Origin of the sequence: Sphingomonas sp. (assembly GCF_964263785.1) — a bacterium.
Classification (GTDB): domain Bacteria; phylum Pseudomonadota; class Alphaproteobacteria; order Sphingomonadales; family Sphingomonadaceae; genus Sphingomonas.
The window spans coordinates 1-16532 of sequence record NZ_CAXVWL010000054.1 but is presented as its reverse complement, the minus strand read 5'-3'; the positions used below and the strand labels follow the sequence as shown (position 1 = coordinate 16532).

17 protein-coding genes are annotated in these 16532 nt (G+C 71.4%); 11 read left to right on the top strand and 6 right to left on the bottom strand.

Going from position 1 to position 16532, the window contains the following annotated elements; genetic code table 11:
* Positions 1–49: 49 nt before the first annotated feature.
* The 3 genes from ACE5C1_RS07435 to ACE5C1_RS07425 are packed head-to-tail and all read left to right on the top strand — an operon-like array spanning position 50 to position 3454.
* Positions 50–1708: a protein kinase gene (locus tag ACE5C1_RS07435; RefSeq protein ID WP_374943429.1), complete on the top strand. Its 1659-nt coding sequence runs from the start codon at positions 50–52 to the stop codon at positions 1706–1708.
* A gap of 1 nt (position 1709) precedes the next feature.
* Positions 1710–2720, top strand: coding sequence for a type VI secretion system-associated FHA domain protein (locus ACE5C1_RS07430; protein ID WP_374943428.1), 1011 nt, complete (start codon positions 1710–1712; stop codon positions 2718–2720).
* Entirely contained in the window at positions 2717–3454 is a 738-nt protein-coding gene (locus ACE5C1_RS07425) for a PP2C family protein-serine/threonine phosphatase (protein WP_374943427.1), read from the top strand. The genes ACE5C1_RS07430 and ACE5C1_RS07425 overlap by 4 nt, the downstream gene beginning before the upstream one ends.
* On the opposite strand, the gene ACE5C1_RS07420 is transcribed toward ACE5C1_RS07425, so the two are convergent.
* The 5 genes from ACE5C1_RS07420 to ACE5C1_RS07400 form a co-directional block, all read right to left on the bottom strand.
* Entirely contained in the window at positions 3451–4512 is a 1062-nt protein-coding gene (locus tag ACE5C1_RS07420) for an alpha/beta hydrolase family esterase (protein ID WP_374943426.1), read from the bottom strand. The two genes, ACE5C1_RS07425 and ACE5C1_RS07420, sit on opposite strands and share 4 nt — an antisense overlap.
* A 74-nt stretch (positions 4513–4586) precedes the next feature.
* Complete coding sequence (locus tag ACE5C1_RS07415; protein WP_374943425.1) at positions 4587–4712, bottom strand: hypothetical protein; 126 nt, start codon at positions 4710–4712, stop codon at positions 4587–4589.
* A 134-nt stretch (positions 4713–4846) separates the two neighbouring features.
* Entirely contained in the window at positions 4847–5896 is a 1050-nt protein-coding gene (locus ACE5C1_RS07410) for a glycosyltransferase family 2 protein (protein WP_374943424.1), read from the bottom strand.
* Positions 5893–8385 carry a DegT/DnrJ/EryC1/StrS family aminotransferase gene (locus ACE5C1_RS07405; protein ID WP_374943423.1) on the bottom strand — a complete coding sequence of 831 codons (2493 nt, stop codon included), beginning with the start codon at positions 8383–8385 and terminating at the stop codon, positions 5893–5895. Before ACE5C1_RS07405 ends, ACE5C1_RS07410 begins: the two co-directional genes overlap by 4 nt.
* A gap of 63 nt (positions 8386–8448) precedes the next feature.
* Positions 8449–9042, bottom strand: a complete 594-nt coding sequence (locus ACE5C1_RS07400; RefSeq protein ID WP_374943422.1) for an arylesterase — start codon at positions 9040–9042, stop codon at positions 8449–8451.
* A 79-nt stretch (positions 9043–9121) separates the two neighbouring features.
* Between ACE5C1_RS07400 and ACE5C1_RS07395 the strand changes: the two genes are divergently transcribed.
* Entirely contained in the window at positions 9122–9547 is a 426-nt protein-coding gene (locus ACE5C1_RS07395) for an organic hydroperoxide resistance protein (protein WP_374943421.1), read from the top strand.
* A gap of 3 nt (positions 9548–9550) precedes the next feature.
* Here the strand turns inward: ACE5C1_RS07395 and ACE5C1_RS07390 are convergent, their stop codons facing one another.
* The gene (locus ACE5C1_RS07390; protein ID WP_374943420.1) at positions 9551–10114 is read right to left on the bottom strand and encodes a hypothetical protein; all 564 of its coding nucleotides are present in this window, start codon (positions 10112–10114) and stop codon (positions 9551–9553) included.
* Positions 10115–10172: 58 nt separating this feature from the next.
* Between ACE5C1_RS07390 and ACE5C1_RS07385 the strand changes: the two genes are divergently transcribed.
* The 7 genes from ACE5C1_RS07385 to ACE5C1_RS07355 all read left to right on the top strand — a co-directional run bounded on the left by ACE5C1_RS07385 (position 10173) and on the right by ACE5C1_RS07355 (position 16295).
* Positions 10173–10814, top strand: coding sequence for a peptidylprolyl isomerase (locus tag ACE5C1_RS07385; protein WP_374943419.1), 642 nt, complete (start codon positions 10173–10175; stop codon positions 10812–10814).
* Between the two features lie 53 nt (positions 10815–10867).
* Positions 10868–11983, top strand: coding sequence for an acyl-CoA desaturase (locus ACE5C1_RS07380; protein ID WP_374943418.1), 1116 nt, complete (start codon positions 10868–10870; stop codon positions 11981–11983).
* 84 nt (positions 11984–12067) lie between these two features.
* Entirely contained in the window at positions 12068–13066 is a 999-nt protein-coding gene (locus ACE5C1_RS07375; RefSeq protein ID WP_374943417.1) for a glycosyltransferase, read from the top strand.
* Positions 13063–14055, top strand: a complete 993-nt coding sequence (locus tag ACE5C1_RS07370) for an acyl-CoA dehydrogenase (protein ID WP_374943416.1) — start codon at positions 13063–13065, stop codon at positions 14053–14055. Before ACE5C1_RS07375 ends, ACE5C1_RS07370 begins: the two co-directional genes overlap by 4 nt.
* Positions 14052–14699 (top strand): PIG-L deacetylase family protein, encoded by a 648-nt coding sequence (locus ACE5C1_RS07365; protein WP_374943415.1) that lies wholly within the window; start codon positions 14052–14054, stop codon positions 14697–14699. Before ACE5C1_RS07370 ends, ACE5C1_RS07365 begins: the two co-directional genes overlap by 4 nt.
* The gene (locus tag ACE5C1_RS07360) at positions 14696–15274 is read left to right on the top strand and encodes a class I SAM-dependent methyltransferase (RefSeq protein ID WP_374943414.1); all 579 of its coding nucleotides are present in this window, start codon (positions 14696–14698) and stop codon (positions 15272–15274) included. Before ACE5C1_RS07365 ends, ACE5C1_RS07360 begins: the two co-directional genes overlap by 4 nt.
* A gap of 19 nt (positions 15275–15293) precedes the next feature.
* Complete coding sequence (locus ACE5C1_RS07355) at positions 15294–16295, top strand: glycosyltransferase family 4 protein (RefSeq protein ID WP_374943413.1); 1002 nt, start codon at positions 15294–15296, stop codon at positions 16293–16295.
* The last annotated feature ends 237 nt before the right edge of the window (positions 16296–16532 follow it).

Below are 16532 nucleotides of genomic sequence, written 5' to 3'. Positions count from 1 at the left end.
GGCTTGCACGCTACGACGAGTCGTTAACCCGTTGAGGTAGTTTCGCGTGATGACCATGCTTGGCCGCTATCGGATCGACGCTCGCCTTGGCGAAGGCGCGATGGCCGACGTGTACCGGGCGTTCGATCCCGGTATCGGCCGGACCGTCGCGATCAAGACGCTCAAGCCCGAACTCGCGCGCGATCCGGCGCTGGGCGCACGCTTCCTTCGCGAGGCGCGGGCGGCGGGCGCGCTCAGCCACCCGCATATCGCGACGATCTACGATGTGGGGGAAGCCGACGGCGCCGCGTATATCGCGATGGAGCTGGTCGACGGGCGCCCGCTCGATGTCGTGCTGGAGGAAGGGCGGATGCCCTATGAGCGGGTGCTGGCGCTCGGCTGCCAGCTCGCCGACGCGCTGGGCTATGCCCACCGCGCAGGCGTCGTCCACCGCGACGTGAAGCCTTCCAACATCCTGCTCTCCGCCGATGGCCGCTGTGCCAAGCTGCTCGACTTCGGGGTGGCGCGCATGGCGGAAAGCGACGGGCTCGCGCGCACCCAGGTGGGAACGCTGATCGGCACGCCTCGGTACATGAGCCCCGAGCAGGCGCTGGGCCTGACGGTCGACCACCGTGCCGACCTGTTCTCGCTGGGTGCGGTATTGTACGAGATGGTGACCGGCAAGGTCGCGTTTCCCGGCGCCGGGCTAGCCACGCTGGCGCGTCAGATCGCGGAGGACAAGGTCGAGCCGATCGAGCGCTCCGCCGCCGATTGCCCGCCGGGCTTGCGCTTCATCATCGACAAGCTGCTCGCCAAGAAACCCGCCGCGCGCTTCGCCGACGGCGCCGCGCTCCATGCCGCGCTGATGCGCGAATCGGCGGCGATGACCGAGGTGCCCACGCGTCGCGGCGTGTCGCTCAGGGTCAAGCTGCCGCTGGCGCTCGTCGGGGTCACCGCGGTCGCGCTGGTCGCCAGCGTCTCGCTGGTGCTCGGCCGCGAGCAGCGGACGCTGGAGCATATGGCGATCGTCTCGGGAAGCTCGATCGCGGCGTTCGTCACCGGCAATGCCGCGGTGCTCGCCGCCGACAATGCGGGGCTCGCGCCCGAGCAACAGGACTGGTCCGCGCTCCAGGCGTTCGTCGCCAACGCGGCGCGCGACCAGGGCATCCGCGACGTCGTCGTCGCCGACACGGCCGGGATCGTCCGCGCTGCCGCCGACCCGCGCCGGATCGGTCGCCGCTACGTCGCGCGCGCCGGCGAACCGCGTATCTCGCAAGGCAGCGAATCGGCGGTGACCGCAGCCGCGGACGATGGCCGCGGGGCAGGGCTGCGGTTCGTCCGGCCGATCCGCTATGCGGGTGCCGATTTCGGTACGGTCGACCTGGTGCTCCGGCGCACCGCGCTCGACGCGGCGCTGGCGAATGCGCGCGCCCTGCTGATCGCGTTGGCGCTGGCGATGATGACGGTGGCCGGAAGCGTCGGCTATCTGGGGGGGGCCGCGGTCGCCCGCCCGCTTGCCCGGCTTCGCGATGCGCTCGACGCGGCGGCGCAGAGCGACTTCGGCCTGCGCATCTCGCACCGCCGCCGCGACGAATTCGGCGCCGCCTTCGACGCCTTCAACCGCGCCGCCGATGCGGTCGAGCACAGGCCGCAGGGATCCGTCAGCGCGGCCATGGCGACGCGGATCGAAGCGCGTCTTGCGGCCGACACACACCGGAAAGCCGCCTGACATGTACATGCTCCAGCTCTTCGACACAGACGACGCCGCGGAGCCGTGCGACGTCCGGCTGCTGCGCGACGGCACGCTGACGATCGGGCGCGGACAAGGGGCCGACTGGTCGATCTCCGACCCCGATTGCGCGCTGTCGCGGGCGCATTGCGAGGTGACCGCGCAGGCCGACGGGCTGACGTTGCGCGCGCTTGGCGCCAATGGCGTGTTCTATGCCGACACCGGTGCGCGGCTGGCGGAGGCGGTGGACACGCCCCTGGCCGTGCCGGGCGCGGTGCGGATGGGGCGATTCCGCATCGTCGCCAGCCGTGCGCCGCTGCCCGATCTGCCGATCGATGCCGGGCGGACGATCAGCCTGGTCGCGCCGTTCGGCCGCACCAGCGCGATGCCGATCGATTGGGCCGACGCCGCGCCGCTGCCGGAGACCGCGACGGGGTCGCTGCTCGAGGCCTTTTGCCAGGGCGCCGGGCTCGACGCGTCGCTGCTGTCGAGCGAGGAGCCCGACGTCATCATGCGGCGCGCGGGCGCGGTGTACCGGCAAATGGTGCTGGGCGTCGGCGACCTGATGGCCGAGCGCGACCGCGCCCGGCTGCGCTACCGGCTCAACCGTACGACGATCGGCGGCGCCGACAACAACCCGTTCAAATGGGCGCCGACCCAGCGGCTCGCGATCGACCTGCTGCTGACGAGCTCGACCGGTTTCCTCTCGGGTGCCGAAGCGCTGCAGGCGTCGTTTCGCGACCTGAAGCGGCATCTGGTCGCCACTTTCGGCGGGCTTCAGGGCGCGCTGCGGGCGGCGATCGCGCGGTTCGATCCCGTCGCGCTCGACACCGCGACCGTGGGCAAGGGATCGCTGCTCAAGCCGCGCGCGTCGGTGCAGATGCAAGCGGTGGCGGAGCGCCACGCCGATCTGGTCGCGCAGGTCGAGGGCGCGACGTCGGGGTCGCTCGACCGCGCCTTCGTCAAAGCGTATGATGCGGCGGAATGGGCCTCGGATCGCACGGACTCGTGACGCTGGGAGCGTTGCTGCGGCGCTTGCGCCGTGAGCCTGCCATTGTCCCCGCGGCTGCGCCCGGCGAACCGCGATCGGCGCCGCGCACCGACGTCGGCCGGGTGCGCAAGATTAACGAGGACCGCGTGCTCGACCGGCCCGGATACGGGTTGTGGGCAGTCGCCGACGGCATGGGGGGGCTGAGCGCGGGGGACGTCGCCGCCGAACGCACAGTTGCGACGCTGGCGGCGCTGGACCCGGTGACCGAAGCCGGCGTGCTCGACGCGTTGCAGCACGCCAACGCCGCCATCCTGGCGGAAGGCGGGGGTCGCAGCGGCGCAACGATTGTCGCCGCGCACATCGCCGGGAGCCGCGCGACGATCTTCTGGGCGGGCGACAGCCGTGCCTATCATGTCCGTGGCACCGTCGTGCGTCGGATCACTCGCGACCACAGCGTCGTCCAGGACCTGATCGACGCCGGGCTGCTCGACGAGGACAAGGCGGACGGGCACCCGCGCGCCAACGTCGTCACCCGCGCGCTGGGCGTGATGGCGCCGGTCGTCATCGACACCGCCCAGGTGACGCTGGCGCGCGGCGATCGTCTGATGCTGTGCTCCGACGGCGTGTCGCGCTCGCTCGACGTCCGCGATCTCGCGCGAAGCGGCGATCTCGCCGCGCTCGCCGATCGCCTGCTCGCTGCGGCCCTGGCGCGCGACGGGAGCGACAATGCCAGTCTGGTGCTGATCGAGGTCTAGCGCATCAGCCCCGCCGCGCGCAGGGCGCCTTCGATCACGTCGCCAACGCCGTGCGTGGGCAGCGCAGGCTTTGCGGGGGCCGCCGCAACCGTGGGCCGGGGACGGCGGACCGCGACCGTGTCGGTCAATCCCCAGGATTCGGCAATGCGCAACGTCGACGATACGCCGACATCGAGCATGAACGGGCCGCTCGTGCCGCAACCGTCCTCACCGCGCGGGTCGAGCGGGGTGCCGTGGCCCATGCCGGCGATCGCATGCGCCTCCACCGCGACGCGGCCGTCGGGGCCGTGCCAGAATCGTTGGGCGTCGCCATCGACCTGCCGGGTCTCGCTGGGCCCCGCGGACAGGTCGTGGACGCCGAGCCACTGTGCGACCACCGCTTCGCCGGTGGCCGGCGCGACGGTGGCGTCGGCGGTGCCGTGCCACACCGACACCCGCGGCCACGGGCCCCGATGCGCCGATGCGCCGCGTACCGCCTGCGCCAGCGCATGGCGATCGGGCAGCCCCGACCCGCGCATCCGCTCCATCGCCTGCGGCACCGACGATGCGGTGCCGTGCGGCAGCCCCGCGACGATCGCGCCGCTGGCGAAGATTTCGGGATAGGTCGCCAGCATCGCCGCCGTCATCGCGCCGCCCGCCGACAGGCCGGTGACGAACACGCGCGCGGGATCGAGAGCGTGGTCCGCGGTTATCTTCTCTATCATCGCGCATATGGAGGCGACTTCGCCCTGGCCGCGGGTCGTGTCGCCGGGCTGGAACCAGTTGAAGCATAGGTTGGGATTGTTGGCGCGGGTCTGTTCGGGGAACAACAGCGCGAAGCCGTAACGGTCGGCGAGCTCCGACCAGCCCGATCCGTGATCGTAGCCGGCCGCGGTCTGGGTGCAGCCGTGGAGGACGACGACGAGCGCGGCGCCGGCTGCGAGATCGTCCGGCACGTAGCAGCGGGCGTGCAGCGCGCCGGGATTGTCGAAGACGTCGGCGAGGTCGGTCAGCCGGTCAGCGGCGACGCCGGTCGTGTGCGGGTGCAGTCGGGCAATGGTGTCGCTGATCGAACGCATGTTCATCCTTCCGGGATCACGCGTTATGCTGCGCTGCACAAAAGATGGGGGCAAAGCGCATCGGCGGCAAGGGCTTAGTCGCCCCGCCGCATCAATCCGACGAGTCGTCCCAGACCGGCGCGCTGTCCCGCCGCGAGCAGGCTGGCGCGGAACACCCGGCCGAGCAGCACGATTTCCAGCGCGACGAAGGCGGCAAGCATCGCGCGATTCGCCTCATCACCTGGAGCGCGATGCCGCCCGCGCCCTTCAGCACCGCTTGCATGACGATGACGAACGGCATCCTGATGATGAGGATGGCCGGCGTGAGCTACCCTTGGGGCATCGATCAGCTATCCTATCCGGCCCGGCGCAAGCCCCGCGCGCCGCCGATCATCCGCGACCAGACCAGGTCGTCGAGCCCGGCGTGGCCGAGGCCGAGATGGTCGGGGCGCACCGCCATCACGTCGGCGAGCGTCAGCGTGCCCGCCCGTAGCCCCGCGCGGCCGATGCCCGCCCAGCGCCGCGCGGTTTCCCATTTGATTAGGCGCCTGCTCTCCGCATTGGGCTGGCGGGTGGCGAGAAACGTGCTTTGGAGCGTTGCCAGCGCGCCGCCGAGCGCGATCAGCGCCGGGCGATCGGGTACGGCGTCGCCGCGCATGAGGTGGACGACGAGCAGCCGGGCGACCGCGGGCGCGGCGTCGCCGAGCGTCCCGGCGTGCGCTTCGGCCAGAACGCGCGTGGCGCTCGCCTCCATTGTTTGCGTAAAGCGTTGGGACGCGCCGCCGTCGTGGCGGCGGTAGGCGAGGAGGGGCACGTCGAGGCGGGCGACCTCGCCAAGCGCCTGGATGCGGTGATACAGGTCGAAATCCTCGGCGTAGAGCATCTCGGGTCGGGTGAACGGATCGAGCGCGCGGGCGGCGTCGGCGCGGATCATCACCGACGACCACGCCAGCGGGTTCTCGATCCATGTCAGCCACGCGACCAGCGCGGGCGTGGTGACGGGGGCGTAGCGCGACGGGCCGACGCGTGCGCCGTCGAGCCAGTCGACCTGGGTGCCGAGCAGTGCGCAATCGGGGTGCGTTTCGAGCCACGCGACCTGCCGCGCGAACCGTTCCGGGCGGCAGAGATCGTCTTGGTCGAGCGCTGCGATGTAGCGGCCGCGCGCCTCCGCTACGCCGCGGTTGCGCGCGCGCACCGGGCCGCCGTTGGCTTCCAGCGCGATCAGGCGGACGCGGGGGTCGGGCCAGGCGGCGACGACCTCGCGGGTCGAATCGGTCGAGCGGTCGTCGACGACCAGCACCTCGAAATCGCTGAAGGTCTGCGCCGACAGTGACGCCAGCGTCTCCGCGACGAGCGCCGCGCCGTTGTATGCGGCCATCACCACCGAGACCGTGGGCGTGGTCACGCCGCCGCGCGTGCCTGTTGCGCGAGGATCTGGTCGACGATCATCAGCCCGACGTCGTTCTGCCACAGCCACAGCCCGTTGGCCTGTCCCGAAAAGCTCGCCTCGCCGCCGAGCGCGCCCCAGGGCACGAAACCCGCCGCCAGGCCGATGCCGTAGAGGCCGGGGATCGCGGTGCCGTCGCCGCCGACGACGCGGCAATGCCTGTCGACCATCGGCGCGCCGGTGTGCGCGGCGAGCGGGATGGCGGCGCCACTCGTGTCGAGAACCGGCAGCGCATGCGGGCGATAGCCGAGCGCGGCGATGACGAGATCGGCGTCCTGCACGATCGCTCTCGCGCGCGCGTCGTCGCCTTCGATGCGGTGGAGCGCGACGCGCGGATCGGGCGCGCGGCCGTCGATACCGAGCATCCGCACCACCAGGTCACGCGCTTCCAGCCGGAAACCGGCGAGACGATAGACGAAGCCCGACACCGGGCAGATGTCGTCCGCGCCGAAATCGGTGAACCCTTCGGTATGTGCCGCCTCGACCGAGGGGTAGAATGGCCTGAGCGGACGGCGGTGGAGCAGGGTTATCGCGCCGGCGCCGAGCGGCAGCGCCGGGCGCCCCCGGAGCAGCAGCGCGACCGTGGTCAGCGCGCTTGTCGATCCGCCGATCACCGCGATTCTGGGCGCACGCTTTGCGGCGAGCACATCGGCGACCTTCTCGAAGCCGCCGAGCGTCAGCACGTCGTCGGACTGGACCAGCCGGTCGCCCGCGATATCGACCAGGCGTGCGCCCGCGACGGTCTGCGCGGCCAGGCGATCGAGCGGCTGGTGGCCGCCAGTCGCGATTGCTACTGCACGGCTACGCTGGTCGAAGACGTGGCCGTCGGCGACGCGGCACAGTTTTACCGTCCACAGGCCATCGGGGTCGCGAACCGCCGCAACCGCCTCGTGCCCGGTCAGCACGGTGCCGCCGTTCGCGCGGACGATTCCCGCCAACCGGTCGCCTGTTTCGCGGAGCAGCGGACCGACCTCGACCAGCGGGACGCCGAGCGAGTCGGTGTAGGCGGCGACGGCGCGCCCGGCGGCATGGTCCGTCAGCGCGGCGAGTTCGGGATGGGTGTTGTCCTTGACCGCCGATAGGAAGGTCGTCGCGGTCGAATCGGAGGTGATCGCGTAGCGTCCGAGCCGCCCGCCGCCGACATGCGCGTCGCGCTCGACGACGACCAGCCCCGCGCGGGCGAGATCGGGCAGCAATCCGCGCTTGGTCGCCGCGGTCAGCAAGGCGGTGCCGGCGGGGCCGCCGCCGATGACGACGAGCGAGGCGATCCCCAGGGAACTTCGGGGTGCAGTGGCGCGTGCGGGGACGATGCGATCCTCCGCGGCACAGGCACGCGCGAAGGCGTTGGTGGCGCGGTGTGCGTCGGCCTGGTCCATCGCGTCGGTGATCGGCAGCGACAGCATGCGTGCGGCGATGGCGTCGGCGATCGGGGTCGGCTCGATGGTGGCGGTCGCGCGGAACCAGGGTTGTTCGCCCAGATGCGGGCTGAAATAGCGGCCGCAGCCGATCCCCTCCGCCTCGATCCGCGCGGCGATCGCGTCGCGGCGGCCGGCGAGGTGCGCGGGGACGAGGACGGGCATGAACTGCATCGCGCGGCGCTGGCCGGAGACCCGTTGCAGGGTAAAGCCGCCGAGCCGGTCGCGATACGCCGCCTCCACCGCGGTGCGGCGGGTACAGACGTGTTCGATCTCGCGCAGTTTTTCGCGTGCCATGATCGCCAGCACTTCGGGCAGCTTGGCGTTGATCCCGGGCAAGGTCGCGCTGCGCCCGCTCTCGAAACCGAAATTCGTCATCGCCCGCAATGTGGCGATCAGCGTCGCGTCGCCGCTGTGGATCAAGCCGCCCTCCGCGACCGCAAAGGTCTTGGTGGCGTGGAGCGAGTGGACGATTGCGAAGAGCGCTTCCGCCCCGAAACCTTGGCCCGCATCGTCGCGGGTGCCGAGCGACGATGCCGCATCGACGACCACGCCGACGCCGTAGCGCTGCTGGAATCCGGCATAGCGGTCGAGGTCGATCGCGTCGCCGAAGGTCGCATAGGGCACGACCACGCCGATCCGCGCGCCGTGGAGCCGCAGCAGCCGCTCCTCCTCGGCTTGGGCTGCGCCCCAGTCGTCCGGGTCGATGTCGCAGACCAGCGGGGTCAGCCCGGCCCAGGCAGCGGCCTGCGCGGTCGCGGCGAAGGTCAAAGCGGGCATCAGCGCATAGGTGCCCGGTTTCGGATCGAGCCCGGCGGCGTGGCGGATCGCTATCATGAGCCCGAGCGTGGCATTGGCGACCGCAAGGCTGGCGCCGTGGCCGCCGAACAGGTCGCGCGTCGCCTCGGCCTCGAACGCGCGGACCTCCGGGCCATTGTTGCTGTAGATGCCCGACGCCTCGACCCGGCGCAGCGCATCGCCGAGCTCGCTCAGCCGGGGCGGGTTGGGCGCGATCAGGGGCAGGGGCGGCATCGGCTTCCAGTCGGCAATTGTGCCGCAAGCCTATGCCGCCAACGTCCCTAAGAAGCGGTTACCTCAAGCTGCGCGCGCCTCCGTGAGCGCCAGCGCCGCCACGACGTGCGGCAGAATGCGGGCCGCGACGAGGCCGATCGCGCGCGCGTTGGGGTGGATGCCGTCGGCGAGCACCAGCGCCGGATCGCCGACGACGCCCGCCAGGAAGAAGGGGTAGAGCGGTATGCGGTGCGCCGCGGCAAGGTCGGCGAACACCGCATCGTAGGTCTGCGCGAACGTGCCGAGGAACGACGGCGCCTGCATGCCCGCGAGCAGCACCGGGATGCGGCAATCGGCGAATGCGCGCAGGATCGCATGGAGGTTCTCGCGCATGCGGGCGGGGGCGATGCCGCGGAGCAGGTCGTTGGCGCCGAGCTCGACGATCGCCAGGTCGGGGCGCACGGTCATCCGCGAGAGCACCCGCGGCAACCGCGCCCGACCGCTGGCGCTGGTGTCCCCCGATACGCCGGCATTGGCAACGTGCGCGTGGGCGTGGGTGCGGCGGAGCAGCGTCTGGAGCTGCGCGGGAAAGCTGTCGGCGGTGGCCAGGCCATAGCCCGCGGTCAGGCTGTCGCCGAACGCCAGCACGTTCGGGTGGGTCGTCGTGTCGATCGGCATGCTGCCAAAGATGGGAACGCGGCTTGCGAAATCCAGCGGGTGGCGTCATCCGTTCGGGCGCAAACCACAGGAGCTCCCCATGTCCGTCGATGTCATCTATAAAACCAGCGCCACGGCCACCGGCGGGCGCGATGGTGCCGCGAAATCCGACGACGGCTCGGTCGACGTCAAGCTGGTCGTTCCCAAGGAGATGGGCGGTCCCGGTGGCAGCGGCGCCAACCCCGAAAAGCTGTTCGCGGCGGGCTATTCGGCGTGCTTCCTGGGCGCGATGAAGGCGGTGTCGGGCAAGGAGGGCGTCACCGTCCCCGCCGATGCGACCGTCACCGCGGAGGTCGGCTTCGGTCCGCGTTCGGAGGGCGGCTACGGCATCACGACCGACCTGAAGGTGTCGCTGCCGGGCGTCGAGCGCGCCGATGCCGAACGGCTGGTCCAGGCGGCGCATGCGGTGTGCCCGTATTCCAACGCCACGCGGAACAACGTCGACGTCGGATTGACGGTAGCCTGAGGCCTACGGGCGCCAGCGGCGCACCGCCGCATCGTAATCGGCCGCGGCGTCGTCGCGGTCGCGTTCGAGGCGGCGGGTTTCGCTCGCTTGCGTGCGTGCCAGGTCGCGGCGCTCGCGGGCCAGCGCCGCTTCGCGCTCGGCCAGGGATTGGAGGGCTTCGCTCTGGCGTGCCTGTGCGGCCGCCAACGCGGCCTCGGCCGTGTCCAGCGCCGCCCGGCTCGGCTTCGGTTTCGGCCGCGGCGCCTTGCGCGGCGCTGCGGTCTTGGCGAGGGCCGGCACGTCCTCCGGGGCGGTCGGCGTGCGCTTCGGCCGGTCGGGCGGGAGCGCGGCGATCTGTTCCGCGGCGGTTCCGCGCGATCGCCTGACAACCGTGCCCGGCGCCGCCAGCGCGTCCGCGGCGAGCGCCGGATCGGTCACTTCCTCGGCGGCCCCGCGCGCGAACAAGTCCTTGTCGCTGCCCCACGCGCGCAGCGCCGCCGCACGGCTGGGCGCCGCGACATAGGCGTCGTGAAAGCCGATCGCGGTGCGGAAGACCTTCAGCTTCGGGCTTTTGGGGGGCTTGGCCATGAAGGCTTACGCGTAGCAGATGCTTGCGCGGGGCCGCGAGCGCTTCTAGCGCGCGGCGATGCGCGTCCTCCTGATCCTCGCCCTGCTGTTCGCCGTTCCCGCCACGGCGCGCGAGCCTGCCACGGTCCGCGTGCGGCTGCAGACCTCGGCGGGCGCGATCGTCGTCGCACTCGATGCCCGGCACGCGCCGAGAACGGTCGAGAACTTCCTGGCCTATGTCGACGACGAGCGGTTCGACGGCACCGTCTTCTACCGCGCCGCGCGCAGCAAGCGCAGTCCGGGTCAGGGCTTCATCCAGGCCGGCATCCGTACCGATGCGCGCCGCATCCTGCCGCCGTTCCCGCTGGAGACCACCGCGGTGACCGGCATCCGCCACACCGACGGCGCGATCTCGATGGCGCGGGCGAGCGATCCGAATTCGGCGGGAGGCAATTTCGTCCTGCTGGCAGGCCCCGCACCGCAGATGGACGCGCGCCCGGGATATCTGGGCTACGCCGCTTTCGGCCATGTGGTAAGCGGCATGGCCGTGGTGCGCCGCATCCTGGCGCTGCCGACCGGCGGCGGCATGGACGCGTTCAAGGGGCAGATGATCCTCCAACCCGTTCGCGTCATCGCCGCGCGGCGGCTCGACGGGGTGGCCAAGCCCACGGGCCGCGTAAAGCCTTGGCTTATCGAAACGCGCGCACCCGCAAAGCATTGAGCCAACCCGCTGCGCCCATTCACAAATCCGCCGCCGCTCGTTATCGCCCGATCATGCCCGCCGACCATCACGACATCGTCTACCCATCCGCCGTTCCGTTCATCCTTCTCCACCTTGCCGCGTTCGCTGCGATCTGGACGGGGGTGAGCGCCGCTTCGCTGACGCTGTGCGCCGGACTCTACGTCCTGCGCATGTTCGCGGTCACCGGCGGCTACCACCGGTACTTTTCGCACCGCGCGTTCGCGACGAGCCGCGGGTTCCAATTTGTCCTGGCCTGCCTTGCGCAGAGCACCGCGCAGAAAAGCGTTTTGTGGTGGGCGTCGAAGCATCGCCACCATCATCGGCATTCGGACACCCCCGAGGACGTCCACTCGCCGCGGCACACCGGCTTCGTCTACAGCCATCTCGGCTGGCTGTTCGCACGCAAGCACGACGAGGCGGACCTGACGAGCGTCGCCGACCTGACCCGCTACCCCGAATTGCGCTGGCTCCACGCCCACGAGAACGCACCGGCGGTCGCGCTGGCGGCGCTGTGCCTGGTCGTCGGCGGATGGCAGGGGCTGGTCGTCGGGTTCGTCTGGAGCACGATCCTGCTGTGGCACGCGACGTTCTGCATCAATTCGCTGGCGCACGTCGCGGGCACGCGCCGCTACGTCACCGGCGACGATTCACGCAACAACTGGCTGTTGGCGATCGCGACGATGGGCGAGGGCTGGCACAACAACCATCACGCGTTCCAAAGCAGCGCGCGCCAGGGCTTCCGGTGGTGGCAGGTCGACCCGACCTATTACATCCTGAAGGGCTTGGCGCTGGCGGGAATCGTCCGCGCGCTGAAGCAGCCGCCGCAAGCGGTCGTGCGCGGCGAGCAACGCCTCGGCGCCAAGGTCGTCCATCGCACCGCCGAGCAGCTCGCGGCGCGCTTCAGCGCCGAGCGGATCGTCCAGGCGCTTCGCACCGCCTGTTCCGAGCGCGAGCTGTCGGCGCTGCGCCACGCGCTGAGCGAAGCGGCGACGGGCGTCCTCCACCCGCATCTGCCGAGCCGGGCCGCGTTGATGGCGGAAGCCCGTACGCTATACGCACGCACCCCGTCGCTGGAGGACATCGTCGAACGCGCGCACCAAATGGTACTCGCCGCGGTCCGCCACCGGCTGAGCACCGCGAGCGGATAAGGGGACCGAAGCGCGCGGTCGTATGTTGTACGGGGCAGGCAGCGCGGCGTGCGGAGGGCTTGCCGGCGCGTCGAAGGGGTGAGGATGACGAAACCAATCGCGGTGTGTGTTCCCGTCCGTAACGAGGCCGAGCGCTTGCCGCGGTTCCTGGATGCGATCGCCGCGCAGGGCATGGCAGGGCTGACCCTGTGCATCCTGCTCGACGGCTGCACCGACGCCAGTGCGGCGATCGTCACCGCGCGCGCGCCGCAGCTGCCGTTTCCGGTCCGCGTGCGGAGCATCGCGGGCGGCGATGCCAATGCCGGGCGCGCGCGCCGCGTGGCGATGGCGCTGGGGCAAGAGGTCCTGGGCGGCGCGGGGACGATCGTCTCGACCGATGCCGATTCGGTTCCCGCACCCGGCTGGTTGGCGGCGAATCTGGCAGGGCTCGCGCATGCCGACGTCGTGGCCGGGCGGATCGTCCGCCGGGCGTGGATCGCGATGCCGCTCCAGGATCGGATCGAGGCCTATTACGACCGGCTGTTCGCGCTGCGCCGGCTGCTCGATCCCGTCGCGTGGGAAGCGCCGCGCACCCACCATTACACCAGCGGCGCCAGTCTGGCCTTCCGCGCGCACGCCTATGCCGCGCTGGGCGGGTTCGAGGGCGTCGCGGCGGCGGAGGATGCGCGGATCGTCGATGCGGCACATCGTGCGGGGCTGCGCGTCCGCCGCGATGCCGCGGTGACGGTCGAAACCTCGTCGCGGCGCGAGGGGCGCGCGCGCGGCGGGCTGGCCGATCATCTGCGCGCGCTCGACCGCGGCGCCGCTGCGCCCACGATGGCGCACCCGCACGACGCCGCCTGGCGCTACCGCATGCACGCGGCAGCGCGCCGGGCCTTCGGGCACGAGTCCGCAGGCTTGTCCGAACGCCTGTCGCGCGTGCCGTCCGAAGTCGCCGCCATCGCGAAGGCCGCGCCCAATGCCGAGGCCTTCGCGATGTGCGTCGTTCCCGAAAGGCCCGGCGGCGAGCGGACCGTGTCGCTCGACGTGGCCGAAGACGCGCTGGCGGCACTCGAAACCGATCTCGCGCGGCAAGCGGCGTGACGACGCTCGACACGATCCTCGCCCAGCCGAGACCCGACACGGACGCGATGCGCGAGCGGATCGTGGCGCTCGCGGCGCTGCTGCCCGCCGTGGGCGATCCGGCGGATGCCGATGCGCTGCTTGCGCTGTTGCGGATGCTGTACCGCATCGGCCGCGCCGATCTGCCGCTGGCCCGGCTGTTCGAGGGCCATGTCGACGCCTGCCAGATCGTTGCGCGCTATGGGGGTGCGGACACCGTGGCGGATGACGCGCTCGGCGTGTGGAACGCGGCGCTTGCCGGCGAGCCGTTGCGCGTCGAGGACGGGCGGCTGATCGGCGGCAAGGCCTATGCGTCGGGCGCGGGTACCCTCACGCATGCACTGGCGGGGGCGGACACGCCGCAGGGCAACCGGCTGGTGCTGATCGATCTCGCCGCGTCGTCGCCCGCGATCGACCGTGACTGGTGGCGGACGCTGGGGATGCAGCGCTCGCACACCCACCTCGTTCGCTGGCACGGCGCGCCGCCCGACACGTTTCGCTTCATCGGCGCGCCCGGCGATTACGCGCGCGAGCCGTGGTTCAGCGGCGGCGCGTTGCGCTTCGTCGCGATCCACGCAGGCGGGGTGGCAGCGCTGTTCGACCAGGTCCGCGATCACCTGATCGCCGCGGCGCGGGCGGACGATCCGCACCAGTCGACGCGGCTCGCCTCGCTTTATGGATTGGCGCAATCGGCGGCGTCCACGGTGCGCGCGACGGCGCAGGCCTGGGGGACGGAAGACGAAGCCTATCCCGCACGCGTGTCCGCAGCGCGGCTTGCGGTGACCGATGCGGCCGAGCGCGCGATCGTGCTGGCGCAGGCCGCGGTCGGGCTGCCCGGCATGTTCGCTGACCATCCGCTGTCGACGACGATCGCCGACCTGACCGTATACTTGCGCCAGCCCGCGCCCGACGCGCAGGGGATGCGGGTCGCACGCGCGTGTGCCGACGGGCTGCTGGTGCCCGCGCTGTGAGGCGGCTGCCGCTCGGCCGGGTCCGCCGCGCGCTGGTGGTGGCGCCGCACCCCGACGATGAGGCGATCGGTGCGTGGGGGGTGATTCGCGCGCTGCGGCGGCGCGGGCGGCATGTCCGCGTGGTCGTCGTCGCCGATGGCGCGGCGTCGCATCCGAACAGCGTGGCGTGGCCCAGGCACCGCCTGGTCGCGGCCCGCCGGCGCGAGACCCGCGCCGCGATGCGCGCGATCGGGGTGTCCGCGCGGGACGTCGTGTTCCTGGGGTTGCCCGACGGCAAGCTCGCCGCGCTGGCCCGGCATGCGGCGCAAGCGGTGACGCGGGCGATTGCGGCGGCGCGGGCCGATCTCATTGTCCTGCCGTGTGCCACCGACGACCATCCCGATCACCGCGCGGTTGCCGCCGCCGCCGCGCGCGCGCGGATGCCGGGCGCGCGTCGCTTCGCTTATCTGGTCTGGACGCGCGGCGCGCGATCCGCGCCGATGTACGGCTTTCCCGCCGGTGGCCTGCCCAAACGCGCGGCGATCGGACGCTACCGTACCCAGACCGGCGCGATCCGCGACGATCCGGGCGGGTTCGCGATCGCGCCGCACGAATTGCGCGCCTTCTCGCGGCCGATCGAGTGGTTCCGGGAGCTTTCGCGGTGACGCGCGCGATCACGCTCGACGGCTTCGACGCGATGTTCGCAGGGAACGACGATCCGTGGTCGACCTTCGCCGCGCGCGACGAGGCGCACAAGCGCGACGCCATCCTGCACGCGCTCGGGCACGGCCCGTTGGGGCGCGTGCTCGAACTCGCGGCGGGCAATGGCTCGAACAGCGTCGCGCTGGCGAAGCGCACGCTTCGGCTCGACGCGACCGAAGGGACCGAGGCCGGGACCGCGCTCGTCCGCAAGGCGGTCGGCGATGACCCGCGGGTGCGCGTCGAGCGGCTCGTGCTGCCCAGGCGGTTCCCGCGCACGACCTACGACGCGATCGTCGTCGCCGAGATCCTCTATTACCTGACTGCGCGCGCGATGGCGCAGGTGGCGCGCGACACCGCGCGTGCGCTGCGCCCCGGCGGCACGCTCGTGCTGGCGCACCACCGCATCGACTTCCACGATTTCGCGCAGCACGCCGATGCGATCCACGCGCGCTTCCTGCGCGACACCGGGGTGACGTGGCATGCCGGGCAGGGCACGCGCACCGGCCGATGGAAGGTGCGCAGCTATCGCCCCCGCTGAGCCACCGTTGCGGATCGCGATGCTGGCGCCGATCGCCTGGCGCACCCCGCCGCGTGCCTACGGCCCGTGGGAGCTGGTCACCAGCCTGTTGACCGAGGCGCTGGTCGCGCGCGGGCACGCGGTGACGCTCTTCGCGACGCAGGACAGCCGGACCGCCGCCACGCTCGACGCCGTCGTTCCCGCGCCGTATTCGGAAGATCCGTCGATCGACGCCAAGGTCTGGGAAATGCGCCATGTCGCCCATGTCATGGAGCGTGCAGGGGCGTTCGACATCGTCCACAATCAGGCCGATTTCGTGCCGCTTGGGTTTACCCGGCTGGTGCGGACGCCGATGGTGATGACCCTCCACGCTTGCCCGTCCGAGCGCATCCTACCGATGCTCGCGGAATACCAGTACGACGCGCATTACGTCGCGATCAGCGACAGCGACCGTCACGCGGATTTGCGTTACGCCGCGACGATCCCGCACGGTATCGACGTGGGCGCGTTCCCGTTCGTCGTGGACGGGGGTGAGGACCTGCTGTTCTTCGGGCGCATGCACCCCGACAAGGGCCCCGCCGACGCGATCCGCGCTGCCAAGCGCGCCGGACGGCGGCTGCGGATGTACGGGGTGATGCAGGACCAGGCGTATTTCGACCGCGAGGTCGCGCCGCATATCGACGGCGACCGCATTATCTACGAAGGCGCGATCGGCGGGCAGGCGCGGCTCGACGCGCTGGGGAACGCGCGCGCGATGCTCCACCTGATCGGCTTCGACGAGCCATTCGGACTATCGGTGGTCGAGGCGCTGGCGTGCGGCACTCCCGTTATCGCCTATCGCCGCGGTTCGATGGAGATGCTGATCGATCATGCGCGCACCGGTTTCGTCGTCGATTCGCTCGACGAAGCGGTGGCGGCGATCGGCCAGGCGCACACCATCGAGCGCGCCGCCTGCCGCGCCGACGTGGCGCGCCGCTTTTCGGTCGATGCGATGGCCGAGGCCTATGTCGCGCTGTACCGCCGGGTGCTCGGCGGCGGGTAAAGCGGACGGTTGTTGCACCGGTGCGATACGGCAGCCGCACGCTCGCTGCGAAGTCAGCAGCTGACCTCATCGTCATCGGACCGGTCTTTGGCCTCCGCAAACTACCGAGACCGTTGAAAAAGGTCTGCGCGAAACCGGCGTGGCGGATGGCTGGTGACGCCGGCCACCGGAGGATACGCCGCGTATCAGGCCGGCGCAGCCTGCCGGGCGAGCAGCTGAAGGTTGTATGCCGCGGCG

What these genes read in the sequence shown, in the direction of transcription:
- ACE5C1_RS07375 (WP_374943417.1), top strand. Translation starts at nt 12,068, where the DNA reads ATGACGAAACCAATCGCGGTGTGTGTTCCCGTCCGTAACGAGGCCGAG.
- ACE5C1_RS07395 (WP_374943421.1), top strand. Translation starts at nt 9,122, where the DNA reads ATGTCCGTCGATGTCATCTATAAAACCAGCGCCACGGCCACCGGCGGG.
- ACE5C1_RS07415 (WP_374943425.1), bottom strand. Translation starts at nt 4,712, where the DNA reads ATGCTTGCCGCCTTCGTCGCGCTGGAAATCGTGCTGCTCGGCCGGGTG.
- ACE5C1_RS07405 (WP_374943423.1), bottom strand. Translation starts at nt 8,385, where the DNA reads ATGCCGCCCCTGCCCCTGATCGCGCCCAACCCGCCCCGGCTGAGCGAG.
- ACE5C1_RS07400 (WP_374943422.1), bottom strand. Translation starts at nt 9,042, where the DNA reads ATGCCGATCGACACGACGACCCACCCGAACGTGCTGGCGTTCGGCGAC.
- ACE5C1_RS07430 (WP_374943428.1), top strand. Translation starts at nt 1,710, where the DNA reads ATGTACATGCTCCAGCTCTTCGACACAGACGACGCCGCGGAGCCGTGC.
- ACE5C1_RS07380 (WP_374943418.1), top strand. Translation starts at nt 10,868, where the DNA reads ATGCCCGCCGACCATCACGACATCGTCTACCCATCCGCCGTTCCGTTC.
- ACE5C1_RS07390 (WP_374943420.1), bottom strand. Translation starts at nt 10,114, where the DNA reads ATGGCCAAGCCCCCCAAAAGCCCGAAGCTGAAGGTCTTCCGCACCGCG.
- ACE5C1_RS07355 (WP_374943413.1), top strand. Translation starts at nt 15,294, where the DNA reads ATGCTGGCGCCGATCGCCTGGCGCACCCCGCCGCGTGCCTACGGCCCG.
- ACE5C1_RS07435 (WP_374943429.1), top strand. Translation starts at nt 50, where the DNA reads ATGACCATGCTTGGCCGCTATCGGATCGACGCTCGCCTTGGCGAAGGC.
- ACE5C1_RS07420 (WP_374943426.1), bottom strand. Translation starts at nt 4,512, where the DNA reads ATGCGTTCGATCAGCGACACCATTGCCCGACTGCACCCGCACACGACC.
- ACE5C1_RS07385 (WP_374943419.1), top strand. Translation starts at nt 10,173, where the DNA reads ATGCGCGTCCTCCTGATCCTCGCCCTGCTGTTCGCCGTTCCCGCCACG.